We start from the raw sequence: 17,539 nt of genomic DNA on the forward strand, positions 1-17,539 counted from the left end.
CTTCTATTTGCGTACATCCGCTTCAATTTCAAAAACAAACGGAGTGGATGTCATATATTTTCCCCCTTGCGTGGTGACAAACAAGTGCGTGGGTTTTCCGTTCTGAATGAGTACCTGTGGGCGCTCAAACCGCCCGTATTTCCTTAAATGCTTGGGTGCTTCGGGCTGGTCAAGGTAACGTGACACACCGAAATAACTGATTTTTGGTTCCGACCAGCGAATGCCATCATCCGACTCAAGGATGATGCCCACCTCATGGTCAAAACGCCCCATATCGCGCGCCAGCATGTAATATTTCCCGTTCTCCCGGAACACATTGCCGTCTTCCAACTGGCGGTTGTTGCCCAAAGCCGAATAGTCGATAATCGGATTTTCAGCATAGCGGACATACGGCCCTTCCAGTTTTTCGGCCATGGCCAGCCCGTATTTGCGGTTTCCGCGAATAGCCGGATCAACGGGATTGACATATTCTTCGTTATTCCAGCCTTTGTAGTACAGCCAATACTGCCCGTTTGAATGTTTCAGAAACGATGGGTTCGAGGTGCAATGATCATCCCAGGCCCCCTCTGCGCCCGCCTCCAGCAGTGGTTTGTCGGGCCGTATCCAAGGGCCGTTGAGCGATTTGGCTGTTGCCAGGCCAATCCGCTTGGTATTTGTTTTTCGGTTCGAATTGCCGATATAAAACAAGCAATACGTGCTGTCAACCAGCTGAATATGCGGATTATGGCAGGTGGTGCCATCCCAAAAACCTTCGCCACGCGGGGCCAGAATGGTTTCAATTTCGCGGTAAGGGCCGGCCGCCTCATTAGCAACGGCATGCGCAATCTCCGAGCTGTTAATCCAGCCGCCCATGCCCTTCTCAGCGTTCCAACGCGAAAAAAACACGTGAAACTTTCCATCAGGCGCAACAATCGGGCTGCAACCCCAAACGTAATAACCTTCGAGCGCCAGAATGCGCCCCATTGGTTTCAGCCGCTTCGAAAAAGCAGAAATATCCTTTTCCCGGTAGTTTTTACCGGGAATGGAAACTGCCATACCAGTGGCGCCCGAAACCAGCAACGCCCCTCCGGTAAGCAAACTTTGCTGTATGAAATCACGTCTTGTTTGCATAATCAATTACTTTCATTTTATTGTTTCAGGGTTACCCCCATCAAACCAATAATCACTTCGTTGGCAATTGTTTCCAAGGTCAACGACACCAATTCTTTTTCCGGATCGAGCGGAAGATCCAGCAAGGTTGCCATTCCGCCGTCCACATAAATCGGGTCATTCGACATTCGTCCGCCCAACTCGCCGGCGTGGTATTTGCTCACATCGCCGGTTTTCAGACGCACTCGCCACGGACGAGGCTGCGGGGTGTAAAACGCCCAGCCGTCGATAAACAAATCCTGATCGAGCGGGATCAGGTTGTCGGGCAAAACCAGGTCCAGCACTTCCTCTGTTCCGTCGGCATAGCTGACACGAATTTGTCCGTTCAACACATACGCCTGCATGTGATAGGTGGATGCAGCCACCAGGAAATACGCCTTTGATGCCTTGCCGCTGAGCGGAAGGGTAACCGAAGCCGGGTAATTATCCCACAAAGTGGTGAATACAATGTTCTTGGCATCCTCGCTTCCCGGTGTTGCAAACGGAATACCCTGCGGCAGGGTAAAAGTGCCGCCGTTGGCCGCAGCTAGCGAGCGGATTCCGCTGTCGTCAATGATGGACAGGTCGTTAGGGTGGCACCACTGCCCCATCCCCTGCGTAGGCACCTGCAGCGTGGTGTATTCCCAGCGCGGCGAAAGGTACTTTCCATAGGCGAAGATGTCGCGCACCGTTTCGTTAAAGCTATCCGCCATCACAACAGTACGATACTCCTGTGCAACCGGATTGGCGATGTTCCAGTTGATGGCATAGAGATCATGCGTCGTTTTTCCAACCTTCACTTCAATTTTATTCGTCCCCAGGGTTGTTACCGGCGAAGAAAACTGGTGTGTCGTTTTTCCTTGGGCGGGAATCTTCACAATCCCGGTGTTGTTGCCATTCACCCAAAGCTCACCGGCAACCGGCTTATCGGTATGATTCACCAAATCAAAAGCAAGCGATTCTGAATCCGACTGGTTAAGAATTTCAACAGGCTTAACGACCTCCAGTTCCACCGGAAGCCAGAAATTCATTTTGCCCGACGAAACCTGAACAAACAAAGTTTTGTTGCCTTCAGCGGAAGACACAGTTCCGCTCAAAACGCCCTTACCAACTTGTGCACTTTGGAGTACTGATTGCGGATCGTATATTTTTTCAGCTTTGAAGGGTAGTTCCAGGTGAAGCTTTTCGCCCCGCGCAATTTTAGCCGTTACTTTTTTGGTATTCAGCTCCTCTCCTGCCCATTCGATTTCAATTTCGTAAGCTGGCGCCACTCCCGCATCAATCCTGATTCGCGGAACCGGCACGGATTCATCAAGCAACTCAAATCCGGTTTCGCGGCCGTTCACCCGAATGGATTGCACCTGGTTCAACGGGGCCTTCACTTCCAGCGATAGATGAATATTTTTTTTCGGAAGGTCTGGCTTAATCGTATAGTTGTCGGTACTTCCTTCGCGTTTAAAGGAATACACCATATTCCGGGTTTCGATCTCCGCAAAATCCCACTCCGCAGGAAATCCGGGGCGGATGGTCAGCCGGTTGTTCATCAGGTCGGGAACAATTCCGTACATCCCTTGCACCAGCGCCCGAACGCCCATAGACACCGGATCTGCGAAGTCACGGTAGGTTTCTCCGCGGGCGGCATCATAAAACGAAATCTGGGTAATGTTGCCCGGCCCGGAACCCAGGTACATGGCATCGAGCAGCGCCCCTTTGTAAAGTCTGAACGCTTCGTCCGGGCGGCCCGCCTGCCAGTAGGCCAGCGAAGTATGGACGATCTCGGCAAAAGCCACATTGTTGATTGACCACATATAGGGCTGCCAGTTGGTGGTGGCCACCACCTGATTGCTCGTGTCTTCCAGCCCCTTGGCCAAAACCGGAATGTGCGTCAGTTCCGTGTCGATATAGCGGGTGGCTTGGTAAGCTTTGAACGGATCGTGAACATCGGAGTCAATCGCATGATAAATGGTCCACACTGCCGCATTGTCGTGCCGCATCCCGTGGCCCATATTATCTTTGAATTCGGCCCACCAGCCTTTCTCCGGGATCCAAAGCTCGCAGTTCATGGCCCTGATTATCAGCTCCGCTTCATTCTCATAGGTCGAAGGGTCTTCACCCAATATTTTTGCAATTTCTGCTGCCATTTTGTTGGCCCGGTAGTTATAAGCTGAAGAATGAGTTGCCTTTCCGCCATTGTACTGAAGGGCATCCGAAGCCCAAATACTGCAATAGCCATCGTAAAGGCCATCGTTGTCGGGGTCAAAGGTATTCTTTTCCCAGGAGAGGTGCCGCTTCAAGGCCGGAAAGATTTCGCGGGCATAATCCATGTCGCCGGTCCAGTTCAGGTGCCACAACAGTTCGTCGAAAAAAACCAGGTTCATATCGTAATGGTGCATGATATCCGTCCGGTTGGGGCTCCGGCAGATGTAGCCATTGCTGTACATCGGCGTGCCCCACTTTTTCGCGGCACGCGCCTGATTCAGCTCTTCATCCTGTAGGTGCGGCAAGCTAACCGGCACATCGGTTACCTGCGAGTTGATGTAGCCGTCGAAATGCGTTCGTGCCCGGTCGTGCAGGCCAAGCAGGTCAGCCAGGTAGGCAGCGCGCCAGCCGGTGAGCGGCATTCGCCAGCCAATGGCTCCATGCAAATAGCCGGGATCTTCCCAAACCGCATCCTCAGCCCCGGAGAAAATTCCACCCAAGGTATTCAGGTACGGATCGGGCGTATGCAATTTCAGCGTCGATGCAATCTTTTCACGATAAGCCACGCCCTTGTTAAATACCTCAGGCAGTTCGTTGTAGGCAAAAGACGCACGGCTCTTCGGGTTGTGCAATTCGAAGTAAAACGGCTCCGCATCAATTTCGTATTCGGCAATAATTACCGGACGGGAAGATTTCTCCGACCGAAGCAACTGTTCCAGATCATCAATCTGGTTGCCATCGGCTTCGCGAATGTTCGTACCGACGGGAAATGTGGCGGTAACGCTTTTCGAATCGGCGTACACCTCCGATGCAGTGCCAGGCGATTTCTTCCTGCTTTCGGGATTTTCATAGGCTTCATCATCGGAAACCGGTTTGGACCGATGTCCATACCAAACGGTTGCCTGATGGCTGGCTATTTCGAAAACATTTCCCTGGCAATTGGCCGGTTTAATGAAGAAACTATCCTCCGGGTCGGCCCCCAAGTCGCCTTCGCGGCTATACCGTTTGTTGTTGGCCCCACCGTAAATCCATAGTATTTTGGTTCCTTCAGGCAGTTTATCAGCGGTATAACGCGCCACCAAACCATCGCCGTCGGACAAGGCAACGGCATCAACAGACAGCGTGCCATCTCCCAATAAGTTCTTGTCTTTCAGGATATAGGTACGCTGTCCCGATTTGAAGCGGGATTCGATTGACTCCAGATCTTTTACCCAGCGATTTTCCGTAGGTGTGGAAATAGCCATGTACATACTTCCGCCCAAATAGGGCATGTACAGCCCAAATTCGGGGAAATCACTCGTTTCGAAACGGAAGCCGGTGTTGGTTCCATAAATGGCCCGGGTGAAGCGTTTGTCGCCGTTATGAATGACAAACTCTTCGCCATCGGGCTTATACCTGAGTTCGCGCTCTTTCCCCTGCCACCAACGGGCAGGATCGATCGATTGCGCGCCAACGCCCCAAACGATTGCAGTAAACAGTATGGTTACAAAAAGTTTTCGCATTATCTGCTAGTTTCGTAGTCCGAAATAAAAATACAAGGTTCGTTTTACGGGTTTTTCCATCACGTTTAGCTCGCCAGCCGGGCCAAGGCTTTTCGTGTCGTTGCTGATGCCCATCGCCAGTTTTGTTCCGACCGGGGGAATGCCATCCAGAAAGGAAATGTTCCCGGTTGGCAAGGCCGGGTAGTTTTTGGGCCCGGAGATACCATGGAAATCGAACAGGCGGACAAACAGGTCGTCTTCCTGCGCAACCATGGTAAACTTACCATGCACGGTGTTGAATTCCATCCAGGATACATCGGCATAATACCCTTTAAACTGTGGGTACTTCCAGGAATTATCTCCTGGCAAAGTATTATTATACATTCGTTGATAGACATCCAGCGTAGCTCCCTGTAGCCGGTTTTTCCACACGTGCGTGGGCCCGCGGCCCAGCCACTTGGCGCCAATCACGTCCGACTCGGGAAAGTCGAAACTAAGACCCGTAAAGTACTGCCCACCATCCACCTGGTATTCGTAGTCCATTTGCAGCCAGCCACTGTTGTACATCGTCCAGTTCACTTCTTTCAAATCACCCAAATAGGTCATTTTTACAACATGGGCATGGACCGTTTCCTCATGTGAAACACTAATCAATTCCGTATCGCCGCTCACCAGCACCGGCCCGTTATTAAACGGAATGGGCAGGCCAAAATCGTTTTGAACCGACACCAAAAGCCCGCAGTTCGTATTAAAAGTCACCGCAATGCCAGAGGCTTTCATGGTCAGCAAGCTGTCTTTTTCAGTCACTTCCACTTTCGAACTCAGCTTGTCGTCGCCGGCCTGCTGCTCTATGGGCAGGATGTTATCCTCCTCAATCCCCTGGGCCTTCAGCTTTTTCAACCGTTCCTTTTCAGCTTCTCTCAGTTCCTTTTCAACCAGCTGCACCACAGCATTGGTGTTGCCATCGGTTTTCCAGCTCCAGCAATAAATCTCGTCGCCCGAAGGAGCAAAAGCACGTAACAACAGGGCATCATATTGTTGGTAATCTTCCGGCAATTCCAGTTTTAATTCTCCTTTTTGAACCGGGGGAACATCCGGGCTTTCAGCTTGCCCTTCCAGCATCACCTTTTGATAGACACCCCGCTCTTCAGGCAAGCTGAAATTCACCAACTGCCAATGAAAACGAATGTCTTTCAGGTTGGTAAAATGGTGCCGGTTTTCTACCGGAACACGGCCATCAAATCCGGCTGGCAGTTTGTCCAGTGCAATTTTTACCGGACTGTAAATTTCACGCATGGCATAAAAGCTGCCTACTTTTTCACGGTGTGGGCCAACCAGTCCGTCAGGCGCATTCACGCGGTTCACGTCGATCGTGCCATCCAGGTCGGTGCGCACTAAACCTTCGTCGGCCAGCACCCACGAAAAACCGCCGGCTGCCCGTTCCGAATGCCAGAACAATTCCCAATAGTCAGCAAGGGCAGCAGCGCCGCCGCCATCATCCTGAGCATGTAAAAACTCGGTGGGCATGTAAATCAAGTCGCCTTCCAATATCTTTTTTGAACTGTAATAGGTTTCGTAGTGGTTGCAATCAACCCCATTAAAATCGTTACCCGGACGATGGTGCGCATGAATGACCGGCCGATTCGATGGATCATAAATGGCGTAATGGTCATCCAGCTCCTTGTTGGTTCCGCCTTCGTTTCCGTTGCTCCAGAAGATAACCGACGGGTGGTTCACATCGCGGATCACCAGTTCGCGAACCAGTTTGCTCCCCGATTCCGTGTCGTAAGCATTTTGCCAGCCGGCCAGCTCGTTCATCACAAACAAGCCGAGCGAATCGCAGTAATTCAGAAAAGCCTCATCGGGAGGATAATGCGCGCAACGCACGGCGTTCATGTTCATTTCCTTGATCAGCCGAACATCATTCAAATCGATGGTTGCATTAACGCTGCGCCCGGTTTCGGGCCAAAATACATGGCGGTTAACGCCTTTCATTTTCACTTTGGTGCCGTTGACATAAATACCATCGTTTTCTCGGATTTCAATGGTTCGGAAACCAAATTTCTCGCTGAGCTCGAAACTGGTTTTGTTTCCGTTTTTCAGGCTTACTTTCACCAAATACAGGTGGGGAGTTTCGGGTGTCCATTGCTTGGCCTGAGCCACTTGACAAGTCATGGTGACCAGCGAATCACCTGCACCGATTTTGGTTTCGCAGCTCTGCACGCGGCTTCCTGCCGCATCGAAGATTTCAGCCAGAATCGTTTGTTTCTTTTCCAGGTTCACCGGAAACACGTCCATTGAAAAACTGCCGTCAGCTTTGGCATCAATGGCTACACGGTCGATGAATTCTTCGGGCACAGCTTCGAGATAAACCGGGCGGTATATTCCGCCAAATATCCAGTAGTCGGCAAAACGCTCGGCACGATTCACGGAGTGATTGGATGACATTTTATGAACCGTCACTTCCAGTTCGTTCTCCTGCCCGGCTTTCAGTTTATCGGAAATATCATACCGAAACCGGTAAAACGATCCTTGGTGAACCGGACCGGCCAACTCGCCGTTGACCTTCACTTCCGTGTCGGTCATTGACCCTTCAAAAACAATAAAAATGGTTCTTTCCTTCCAATCCTGCGGAACGGCAAACCGGTGTTTGTAAATTCCCGTTTCATCCGAAAACTTAAACTTTTTGCCATAGGTCCGGTAGTCGCGTCCATAGTCGTATTCGCCAAAACCCTGCTGCTCCCAGTGCGAAGGAACTTCGATGGTACTCCAGAAGCCGCTGTTTCGCCCCGAAGTGCAATAAAAATCCCAGGTAACCGTGTTCTCGTTATCCGTTCCGGAAAGGTATTGGATTTCCTTTTGTTGGGGAGAAGCCCAGGACATAAATCCAGCCAGCAAAATTAATGCGATTGTCAGTAGTTGTTTTGGGTAGCTCATAATCTATTGTCTTTTCTTTTCACGGATTTCAAATTGTCATCGTGATGCGGCGCATGAAACCGGTTCTTTATCAACAAGCATTGGTAAACGCGCCTAATTGTTTAGCTCTAATTAAAACACCGGGTTGATATTTTCCCATTTCACCTTCCACTTCCCATCTTTGGGGAATCCCGGGTTTTCCGTTTCGCAACCTTCATAACCGGCACACATCATGCCTATGGTAGTCAGCAGGCCACCGTTGCCCGGTAAATATATCCGCAGGCGTTCGCTCTGGTAATTGTGCCCGTTGCGCAGGTAGGTGTTTTTCTGAACATCTTTCAGCAGAAACTCCAAAGCCAGTTCCGGCTCTCCCAGCCTGACTGCCGACATGGCGGCCATGGGGTAATCCCATCCCCAGGTCGAAGGCCAATCCCAACGCTCGGCAATGCGATACATGGTTGTGCGCATCACCTCGGGATCCAGCTTGTCCCAGGCCGGCAAGATGCCATAAGCACCCAAAACCACTGGATGATCTTCCATCAATTCCATGTTGGTGTACGATTCGGTCGCACCTTCAATTCCGAGATAAACCCCATCAGCCTGGTCGGGAGCAGCCAGTTTAAGCCGGACATCCTCCCATTGATCATTCGGCTCCAGTTGCAAACGATCTTGCCACTTCCGGGCGGTTGTCAGTCCCCAGTACCAATAGGCCAGCTCAAATGGTGGGTTGGTAGTGGTTTCGCGCGACCAATGCTCCTGCGCCGGAATGAGTGGCGGAGCCAGATCGTACTGCTGCTTTTCCTCGTTCCAAACCGGAAAGTCGCCCATAAAATCGGCTGTGGCGAAGACCAGGTCTTTGTATTCGTTCAACGTTTCTTCCGTTGGTTCAGCCTGATACATTTGCTCGGCAAGCCAGATGATATGAGGTTGCTGCCAAATCAGGTAGGAACCGACCGATGAAGGGCTGTTCTCGCCATCGGGCCCCAGCATTTTTTGCCAGCGGACACCTTCGTATCCTTGGTCTTGTGCGGTTTGCAAAGCCTGTGCGTATAAATCGTTGTAATAGTCCAGTTGTTTTTCGATGAGATGCTCCCGGTTCCATTGTGGAAAATGGGCGATGTGCCACCAGTGCATTTCCAGGTGATATTTGCCGTACCAACTGTTGTAGGTCAATCCCGTTTCGGCGGGAGGCAACGAACCGGTACTTTGTATCTTGGTCAGGTATTGCGAAAGGATGGTGCGCCGTTCTAATTCTCGTGCCCGAGGGTCCGTGCATTCCGAAAAATCAATGATGCCGCCGTTTTTCCAATAATTTAGCCAAGCCTTTTGGTTGGTTGCCTTGGTTGATTCGAAATCAGCCAAAGCTGTTCCTCCAACTTCCGGTGCAAACAAGCAATTGAATTCAAATACTTCTTGCTCTCCGGGGTGAAGTACAAACTGATGTTCGTCAATTTTCGCAACAGAACCGGAACCTTTCCACGCTATGGCCACTTCGTATTGGTCGTCGTCCAGCGTGCGATTGATGAGCACTTGATTGGCTGACGGTTCGCTTAACACCGACTGGTGTTTTTCGGGTGAATCAAAGTCGTAGCCTTCATGCGTGTTTTCGGCCACTCCAAACGGGAATTTCCATTGCACAGCCAGTTTTCCTTCAGCGATCAAGGGCGATTCAATTCTAGCTGAAATCTGATCTTGTTCCTGGTGGCAAAAAACTTCCACCCTCACAGGCTTTCCGTCGAATTCAAATTCGCTGCTGATTTTTCCCGTCCACATGTCCAAATGATGTTTCGCCTGTTTAATATCTTCCAATCGGGCAGTTTCACCTTCGGAATTGGTCAGCACCAAACCAATCATCCCCAAATGTAAGCGGTGTGGGTTTTCGCGGAAGTAGTTACAGGCCGCTTCCACTCTAGGATCGTCTTTAAGCTGATGACGGTATGGTACTTGCCGGCCTTCCACTTCAAAATACTTGAGCGTTTCGGAGCGATCGTAACCTTCGGTATTCGGGTTGGTATGCCAGCCCCAGTTGGATTGCGTGCCCAGCGGTACGCCATTTTCGTAGTCGGTGTAAAAGGTTTGCAGCCCGGTCAGGTCAGTAGTAAAGGCGAACTCACCATTTCCGACTGAAAGTGAAGCCAGCGAGTCGAAGCCTTCAACTAACACATTATTGCGCGTCACCACGCTATGCCGGTCAATTTTTTCAGGCTCATTTTTTGTTTGACAACTTGCCAGCACAATAACAGATAAGATCGATAAAAGAAAAGTTTGTTGCTTCATGCTTACCGTTTTTTGAGTTTCAGGGGTGTTAAACTTACCGGGCCAAGCAATCCTGAGGGGAGCGGCTCCCAATGGGCAGCGGTAAACACCCCATCCGGACCAATGTTCTCACGCTTGTTTGCGGCAAAGTTGATGTTGTAAAATTTCTTGTAATTGACACCGCTTTTATCCATGTCTATGATGCGGTTTGCCATCAGATTCGACACCTTCACTTCCAACTCGTTGGTTTCTTTCAACAGGCTAGTTTCGAATTTTATCTGATACGTTGGCCCAACCAATGTTCCCAGTTTCTCTCCATTCAGATAAACCGAGGCTGACTCATGCACTTCACCCAAATCGAGCAAGTAAGCGGAAGCTTCTGCTTGTGGTTTGTCAAATGAAATTTGGTAGCTGGCGGTTCCCGAGAATTTCTTCAATTCATCTGACTGTTCGGTCCACGAAGTCAAAGTAGTGGTTTGGTATGAACCCGGCAAGCTTGGTCCGCCCTTTTCAAAGGCTACCGTCCACTCGCCATTCAATTCAATTTTTTCAGAAGCAGCAGTCACCATCGGATAACCTTCCAGCTGAACCTTGTAGGGGTACCATTGCAGGATGAGGGTTTCGCCTGGCGCTAGCTGCAAATAAACCTGCGATTGATTTTCATCGCCTTTCTGAATACTAGCTTTACCTTTTGCCCGGTTCATGGGGTTAAACCAAGCCGCATGTTCTCCCGAAGTCTGTAAAGTTACCCACTGGTCGACGGGCTTGTCGCTCCAGTTGGTAATAAAATAGCAGGTTCCTTCCACGCGTTTCACCCGATTGTACCACAAGCCAAGCTGTGCGAGTTCTTCAGGATAAACATCCACCATCTCCAGCATCGCCTCCATGTCATCGCTCAGCAGAAAATTGCCATCTCCGGTGCTAAAAACCGACAAATCCATCACTGGATTAAACTCCATGGATTTTACCAGCCCCTCATAAGCTTGCTGACGATTTTTTAAGTCGCCCATCCCAGGAACGTCAACCGGCAGCTGTTCCTGAAACACGATCGTCGCACCGGCTTCAGCCAGCGTAAGCAATTTCTCCATGGTTGCCAAAGGCATGTGTTCGCACTTCGGCACAACAATGGTTTTATAAGTAGCGCCCGGCGCTTTAATCAGTTTGTTTTGAGCCGTTAGTTTCTGGATTTGCTTATCCGAAATGTAGTCGAACGGGTAACCCTTGCTAAGGAATAGTTCACTGAGCTCCTGGGTTAGCGGTTCCTGCGGTTTTCCAAAGTGCGCGAGCATGCTGCGCCCTTTCTGCGACCAAGTGTCGTAAATGGGGAAATAAAGCAAAATGTCGTTGTTCGGGATGGACTTCTGCATAAACGACTGGCAATTGGTGACATAGTCGTTCAGCGCTTTCATATCGGGCCACCAGGAATTGGTCGGTGCGAAATGCACGGCCGCATAAAACAACCAGCCCGGCCATTCTTCTCCTTGGGGTGAATATGGCGTTCCGTGATACACAATATGATTGACGCCATGTGCCAGGTAGCGGTCGAAATTTTGTTTGGCATCGCCCAAGTTGGCCAGGAAATGCTCATCTAGCCAGGTCGAAGCCTCGCAGGCTATGAGCGGTTTGCCCGAAACATGGCCGGCCGAAGTTGCCATTTTGATCCGCATGGGGTTGAGCCCTTCGGTTTCGGGGATGTGGCTGGCGTCGTATAAATCCAGAATATTGGCAGGCGAACCATGCGCTTGGTTACGGATGACCGCATTGTGCAACTCAGCCCAACCCGCCCAGACTTTGGTAAATTCGTCCAGCAGTAAATCCGAGATTGTCTCGCGATAATCGCAAAGCACCCGGCTGTTCTTCTCTTCGGAATCCTTGCCAAACAAAGCTGGCAAATAGTCCTTCAGATCGTAACCACGACGGGCTTCAAATTCTTCGAAAAATCGGGGCGTCCAGTTCGCTTCACCACTGGCGTCGTCCACTTCGTAGGAATCGTTAAAAAAGGCGCGCAAGCTTGATAAATCACGGCCCTCAGCTTTGTCATCATAGTCTTTCAGGAATTGACGCGTCGCTTCCTCTGAGAAATGGTCAATCACATTGCCTTCGCCACCCTGTCCGGCACGCTCCACCATTTTGCCATGCCACCCTTGAAAAACAGCATACAATTTCCAGTTGCCTTCGGGCGCCTGCCAGTCGAGTTGGCCGTTGGAACCAACCAGGGAAGTGAGCTCAAGAACTTCACCCGCGTCGCTGTAAGCCATCAGCGTTTGCAGTGGAAGCGGCTTCTCGAACCGTATCTGATCGAGTGCCAGCTCGTTTAAATTGGTATTGCTGCTGATCGGGAATTTCACCTCGGAAATATCCACGCGGCGCCCAACAGCTCGAATTAATGGTTCCTGCATGTAGGTCACTTTTTCATTCAGCCGCTGCCCGGTTTTCAGGCTGTATTGTTTGAACTGCACATTCCTGCACGCGTCATCGGCTGAAATCCATGGACCGCCAAAAGGCCAGCCGGATGCGTTTGCCAAGTCGATGCCCAAATCCAGGCGCTTCCCTTCATTCAATGTATGTTCCAACGCATCCATCCATTCGGCGGATTGAAAAAGCAGAGCCTGATCTTCGTAGCCTTTCACTCCGTAAATCGGTGTGATCTCCAAGCCGCCAAAGCCCGCTTCTTCCAGTTCTTCCATGTTGGATGTCAAGTCGGTTGGATTAACCGCGCTATCATGCCACCACCAGCGTGTCCAGGGTTTGGTTTCGTTTGTGATTTCAGGCCATTCCACCTCCGTACCACTTTTTCCGGTGCTGCAGCCCACCAGCGCAACCAGCAAACAAATGGCGACCCCATAGCTCCAAAGAAATGTTTTTGTTTTACCTATTCGTGTTGTCATAAACGTTTGTTTTTTCATTTCTTCTAAGATACCCACAAATTATTGAACTGAGCGTCTCAGCTCAACAGCATAAATATCCGAATGACCTTCAAAATTGGCTCGAAAGATGATCCATTTCATGTCAGGCGAAAAATGAACATTCGGTTCGAGCTGGTAATCGTGATGCTTCATATTAACCAAGCGTTGTGACCGAAAACGATCGTTTTCGGGATGAAACAGGTAAATCCACATGCCATCGCTGGCTTTGGCCACCTGCCCCGGGTCGCCACCATCCCCTGCAAACAGGGTTTGATCGGGCGAAAGGGTGAAGTGAATGGACCATTCATCGCGCGTAAGGGAATAGCGTTTTTCTTCGCCTTTTTTCACATCTACTCCACTCAAAAAGAATGTCTCGCCCCGTGGCAACTGCAGGTCGAACCATATACGGTTTCCATCAGGACTAAAAAACTCGTGTCCGGCAATTTCCATGTCCATGGTTCGTTTGTGCATCAGCTGTGGTTCACCACCATTGATGTTGATGGTCCAAATTCGATCTACTTTATGCCAAGGACCTTCGTGACAAAACATCAGCAACTCGGGCTCTGTTGGTGAAAACTGGATGTGGTTGAGCCAAGCGTTTTCAGAATAAATGCTTTTGAATTCCCCACTTGCCACGGCGATGGTAAAGAGCGAACGTCTAAGGCGTGCTTCATAAATTACCGTGAAGTAGTCGCTTTTTTTTGGGTTCTGCCGGAAAAGATCCTGTTCTTTGGGAGAGCTAACGGCACCTGCCAGCAGGGTTTCATCCGCGTTGAGGGTGGTGATATTCGCCCGGATACTATCAGGAAAAACATAAATCAGCCGGGTTTTGCGGTCGTCTACTCCGGTTGAAAAAACGCTGTCGCCGCACTGATAAAAAACACGGCGTGTGTTTTTCCCGACTATTTCGCCCGACACCCCTTTCTTATTGGTGAGCTGCACGGTTTCACGGGTTTTCAAATCAACCGAAAAAAGTTGCCGTTCACCGTCCACTAGGCCGTAAAAAATCATCTTTTCGTTCTCGGCGCCAGTGGCCGGAAGAAACGGATTATTGTGAAAATAAAAGCTACGATTATCGCCCTCACGCGCGGTAAGGTGAATGAGTTTATGTCCGGTATCTTTATCGATCCAAGCCTCTGGCATTGGCGTTTTCGAACCGGTTTCAACAACCGGTAGGTCTTGCGCCCGGCTCGAAATAGCCAAGATCAGCACTGATGTGAAGTAAAGCAAGATTCGTTTCATGGTGTTCGATTAGTGAAAACCGGGCTTGCTTGCTCAGTTTTCGGTTAGTTTAAATTTCATCGGTTAGCCGAATTATTCCTCAGAACTTTTACGGCTTTTAAGTTTGTTTCACAAAGATGGCGACGAAAGCTTATTTCCACCTGTAATTTTGTACGTAATTACCGGGACAAACTGTTTTTATCAGAGACAACGTATTGCGCAAAAATATTCACAACAGACAGTGAATTTCCTCCCGTGCGAATTGCTTGACATTTTCAAGCGTTCAAATCACCAAACAAAGCGACGATGTCGATCTCGTTTGATCTATCATTTTCATGATCGCAGACAAGAAAGCTTTCAGTCATCAGCTAAACCCGAATGCTAAAAGCCATCTTGAAATCCAGCTACAAGCGGCTTTTCATTTTTGCAGCCTCTTCTTCCTTAAACTGCTTTTTGTAGGTTTTATACAACGTGTGGATAATCTGTTTGTCATTCGGGTAATCTTTCAAAGATTCTTCCAACAGTAAGCGCGCTTTTTCATACCCCGCATTAATATTCTCGAGCCTTTTCTTGGTGGTAATGTAATCCTCCAACTTGGCATTTTTGTTCGACTCATAATTTTCAACCTCGCGCGTATTCCGTTCATCGGTTAACTCAAACAAGACGATTCCCCTCATTTTTCTTGCCCGCTTATCACCAGGAAATAGTTGCTGCATCTCTTCAAAAACCGCCATCGCCTCCTTGTATTTCTTGATTCGTTCCAACGAGAACCCATACAGATACAGATAATTTTTATTCTGCGGAGCCTGCGTGATGACCGTCTCCAAAACTTCGGCCGATTTCTCATACTGTCCTGAATTGAAATACAAATAGGCCAGCTTTTTGTCGAACTCAAATTCTTCCTCGGGGACACTTGATTTTCCTTTCAACAAAACGGTTTCGGCCTTTTCCACATCTTTCAAACTGAAGAATGCATCTGAAAGCAAGCGGGAAGCCTTGCCCTCATTGTATTTTAACTCAATACATTCCTGCAGGAACGGGATGGCCTTTTCGTGCTGATCAATCCGGGCATAGTTGGCGCCAGCATGATAAATACAGACCGTGTCAACGATATTTTGTGCCTGAAAAGCTTTTGCCGCAGCTTCAAAAGCCTGGGCTGCGGCTTCATATTGTTCTTGTGTTTCGGCGCTGATTCCGTCGCTTTTTAGCACTTCGGGTGTCTGTCCGGACAGGCTCCACAAACAACCTATCATAACAATAGTACCAATTAACTTCTTCATCTTGTGTCTATTTAATTAATAACCCATTCAGATAAACTTCGAGGTTCGTGTATTCCTCATCCAGTTTGTAGTCCCCGCCATCGGTTGAATCGGATGGATCAAGTCCCATCTTCCGTTCCCATTTGTCGGGCATGCCATCGCGATCGGCATCAAGTGCGGAATTTCGCGACCATTGCTTCTTGGTAATGCTGACAGGCAGCTCACTCTCGTCGGCTATAATTTTCCCTTTTTTACCGTACGACCCCAGCTCTTTCATCAGCAATCGATCCACCGCATCGCGTTTGGGGAAGCTGGCTCCGGCACTTGCCAACACTTGCTTCAATGCAAGCTCAGCCGGCGCGGCCTCCAACTCCGGGAAATTGGGAACAGGTTCTTCCAACCAAGTCACAATTCCATAAGCTTCTTTCGACAGCACAGTTCCATCCAGCTCTCCATTCTGGTCATGATCAAAGTGATTGTTCTTCGCATAAATGGAAAAGTTCTCATTGCCCCGTGTAAAAGGCTTGCCTTTGGTGTCAGGCCCGGTAATAAAATAATTATCGGTTATAATTGCGTTCGATTTATACTGCGATCCACCACCCAGAATGTAGCCATCGCCTCCCCAGTTGTACACCACGTTGTTCACAAACTGGTTACGGCCCTTCATCTTGATGTTACGGGTATGGTTGTCGATGTATAGGTTACGGAGCATGGTGGTGCCGCCCTCCGTTTGTACCAGCCCACCACAGGAGTGGGGCTGCAGGCCTTGTGCAATGATCGAATTTTGAATGGTTACCCGCACTGGCCCATCCACCACCTTCATGGAGCTGACCGAAAAATTTTCGTCCGTTCCCCACGAAACCGACAGGTGATCAAAGATCATGTCGTGCCCCTGGTAGATGGTGGCAGCATCGACACCTTTTCCGGCCGCCTTACCTGTACGAATACGGATAAAACGACAAATCATATGGTTGGCATTGGTGAACGATACGCCATTTCCACTGAGCGTAATACCCTCGCCCGGGGCGGTTTGTCCAGCAATGGTCAGGTTTTCCGAAAAAATAAGACGATCCTGTAAATGGATCACTCCGCCAACCTCAAATACCACTGTTCGGTTGGGTTGGCTAACCGCGTCACGAAATGAACCCGGCCCGGAATCATCCAGGTTGGTGACAATGTAAACTTCACCTTCCCGTCCGCCTTTGGCATACTTGCCAAAACCCTCAGCTCCGGGAAAAGCCGGAGTTTGAGCAGAAACAGAAAGACTTGTCAATAAAAACAAAAGCAAAATTTTGAATGTAGACATGATTCTAATTGAATTTTTAGAATGGCTGTAAAAAAGCGCGATCCTATTAACAAACAAGGTAGCGCATTTTATATCATCGTTCGATGTTTTCATGGCCCGAATATCCGGAACCTAAATGAAACGGATTTGGCAGCCTGGAGTAATTCCGGGCTGCCAAACCAATCTTAATCCATTTCAGTCAACCTCGTTTTATTGCAGATCGTAGTCGATAAAAAAACCACCATCCATAATTTTAGCTCGAATGGATTCCTGCATTGATTGAGGATATTTCGGCACGACACGGTCGGCAATAATCGACATGTCGTTGTAGCGTTTAGCCATGCGATACAACATTCCCATCACACGCCCCTCCGCGGGATATTCCAACAACATACCATCCAAAAGAGCCAAATCGTAAGCTTTAATGCGCTCTTCTTCGGTCATATCATAATCCTCGGCGGTAGGGTCAGGCAATTCGTGAAAGTCGCCATTGACAATGCCAGTAATACCAATGTTATAATAGCTGGAGTTTTCCATAAAAGTCTGGTAGCGTAAATCCCACTGCTTGATGTCATTTCCGGTCTGAGTAATGGTAGTGTCTATTAAACCAGCAGGGAACCTTCCATGCACACCTCCGTTCAGCAGTGCACCTGCCGGATCCCAGTTACCCAAATGGTTTTCGGCCTCGGCCAGCCAGAAATGCAAATCGTGTGCCCGGTATATTGGAATACTGGCATCACTCTGATAGGGCTGTCTCCAACGATAGTTGCTATGGTATTTCCCAACCACAGTGTCTCCATCCTGGTTCAGAAAGTTTGTATACCGGCCTCTTCGGTCACTGTCGCTATACTTGCTCATAGCATAGGTCGTAGGACGAATTAAATACTG

Annotated in this window: 9 protein-coding genes; all 9 read right to left on the bottom strand. The window is 49.4% G+C overall.

All coding sequences use genetic code 11. The features are described from left to right. Positions 1–3: 3 nt before the first annotated feature. Positions 4–1,110 (bottom strand): glycoside hydrolase family protein, encoded by a 1,107-nt coding sequence (locus AAC033_RS10410; RefSeq protein ID WP_339737781.1) that lies wholly within the window; start codon positions 1,108–1,110, stop codon positions 4–6. Positions 1,111–1,127: 17 nt separating this feature from the next. Next, a complete protein-coding gene (locus tag AAC033_RS10415; RefSeq protein WP_339737783.1) occupies positions 1,128–4,829 on the bottom strand; it encodes a DUF4450 domain-containing protein in 3,702 nt (1,233 codons plus the stop codon). A gap of 6 nt (positions 4,830–4,835) precedes the next feature. Next, positions 4,836–7,745, bottom strand: a complete 2,910-nt coding sequence (locus AAC033_RS10420; protein ID WP_339737785.1) for a glycoside hydrolase family 2 TIM barrel-domain containing protein — start codon at positions 7,743–7,745, stop codon at positions 4,836–4,838. A 111-nt stretch (positions 7,746–7,856) separates the two neighbouring features. Beyond that, positions 7,857–10,001, bottom strand: a complete 2,145-nt coding sequence (locus tag AAC033_RS10425) for a hypothetical protein (RefSeq protein ID WP_339737786.1) — start codon at positions 9,999–10,001, stop codon at positions 7,857–7,859. A 2-nt stretch (positions 10,002–10,003) separates the two neighbouring features. After that, complete coding sequence (locus tag AAC033_RS10430) at positions 10,004–12,868, bottom strand: glycosyl hydrolase (protein ID WP_339737787.1); 2,865 nt, start codon at positions 12,866–12,868, stop codon at positions 10,004–10,006. A 39-nt stretch (positions 12,869–12,907) separates the two neighbouring features. After that, complete coding sequence (locus tag AAC033_RS10435; RefSeq protein WP_339737788.1) at positions 12,908–14,128, bottom strand: oligogalacturonate lyase family protein; 1,221 nt, start codon at positions 14,126–14,128, stop codon at positions 12,908–12,910. Positions 14,129–14,511: 383 nt separating this feature from the next. After that, entirely contained in the window at positions 14,512–15,387 is an 876-nt protein-coding gene (locus tag AAC033_RS10440) for a tetratricopeptide repeat protein (protein ID WP_339737790.1), read from the bottom strand. Positions 15,388–15,394: 7 nt separating this feature from the next. Then, positions 15,395–16,672 carry a hypothetical protein gene (locus AAC033_RS10445; protein WP_339737792.1) on the bottom strand — a complete coding sequence of 426 codons (1,278 nt, stop codon included), beginning with the start codon at positions 16,670–16,672 and terminating at the stop codon, positions 15,395–15,397. Between the two features lie 189 nt (positions 16,673–16,861). Further along, positions 16,862–17,539, bottom strand: a 678-nt coding sequence (locus AAC033_RS10450; protein WP_339737794.1) for a hypothetical protein, incomplete at its 5' end; no start/stop codon positions are given.

Origin of the sequence: uncultured Sunxiuqinia sp. (assembly GCF_963974515.1) — a bacterium.
Lineage (GTDB): Bacteria > Bacteroidota > Bacteroidia > Bacteroidales > Prolixibacteraceae > Sunxiuqinia.

Excerpts from the sequence above, each read along its gene's own strand:
- AAC033_RS10410 (WP_339737781.1), bottom strand. The coding sequence starts at position 1,110 with ATGCAAACAAGACGTGATTTCATACAGCAAAGTTTGCTTACCGGAGGG.
- AAC033_RS10415 (WP_339737783.1), bottom strand. The coding sequence starts at position 4,829 with ATGCGAAAACTTTTTGTAACCATACTGTTTACTGCAATCGTTTGGGGC.
- AAC033_RS10420 (WP_339737785.1), bottom strand. The coding sequence starts at position 7,745 with ATGAGCTACCCAAAACAACTACTGACAATCGCATTAATTTTGCTGGCT.
- AAC033_RS10425 (WP_339737786.1), bottom strand. The coding sequence starts at position 10,001 with ATGAAGCAACAAACTTTTCTTTTATCGATCTTATCTGTTATTGTGCTG.
- AAC033_RS10430 (WP_339737787.1), bottom strand. The coding sequence starts at position 12,868 with ATGACAACACGAATAGGTAAAACAAAAACATTTCTTTGGAGCTATGGG.
- AAC033_RS10435 (WP_339737788.1), bottom strand. The coding sequence starts at position 14,128 with ATGAAACGAATCTTGCTTTACTTCACATCAGTGCTGATCTTGGCTATT.
- AAC033_RS10440 (WP_339737790.1), bottom strand. The coding sequence starts at position 15,387 with ATGAAGAAGTTAATTGGTACTATTGTTATGATAGGTTGTTTGTGGAGC.
- AAC033_RS10445 (WP_339737792.1), bottom strand. The coding sequence starts at position 16,672 with ATGTCTACATTCAAAATTTTGCTTTTGTTTTTATTGACAAGTCTTTCT.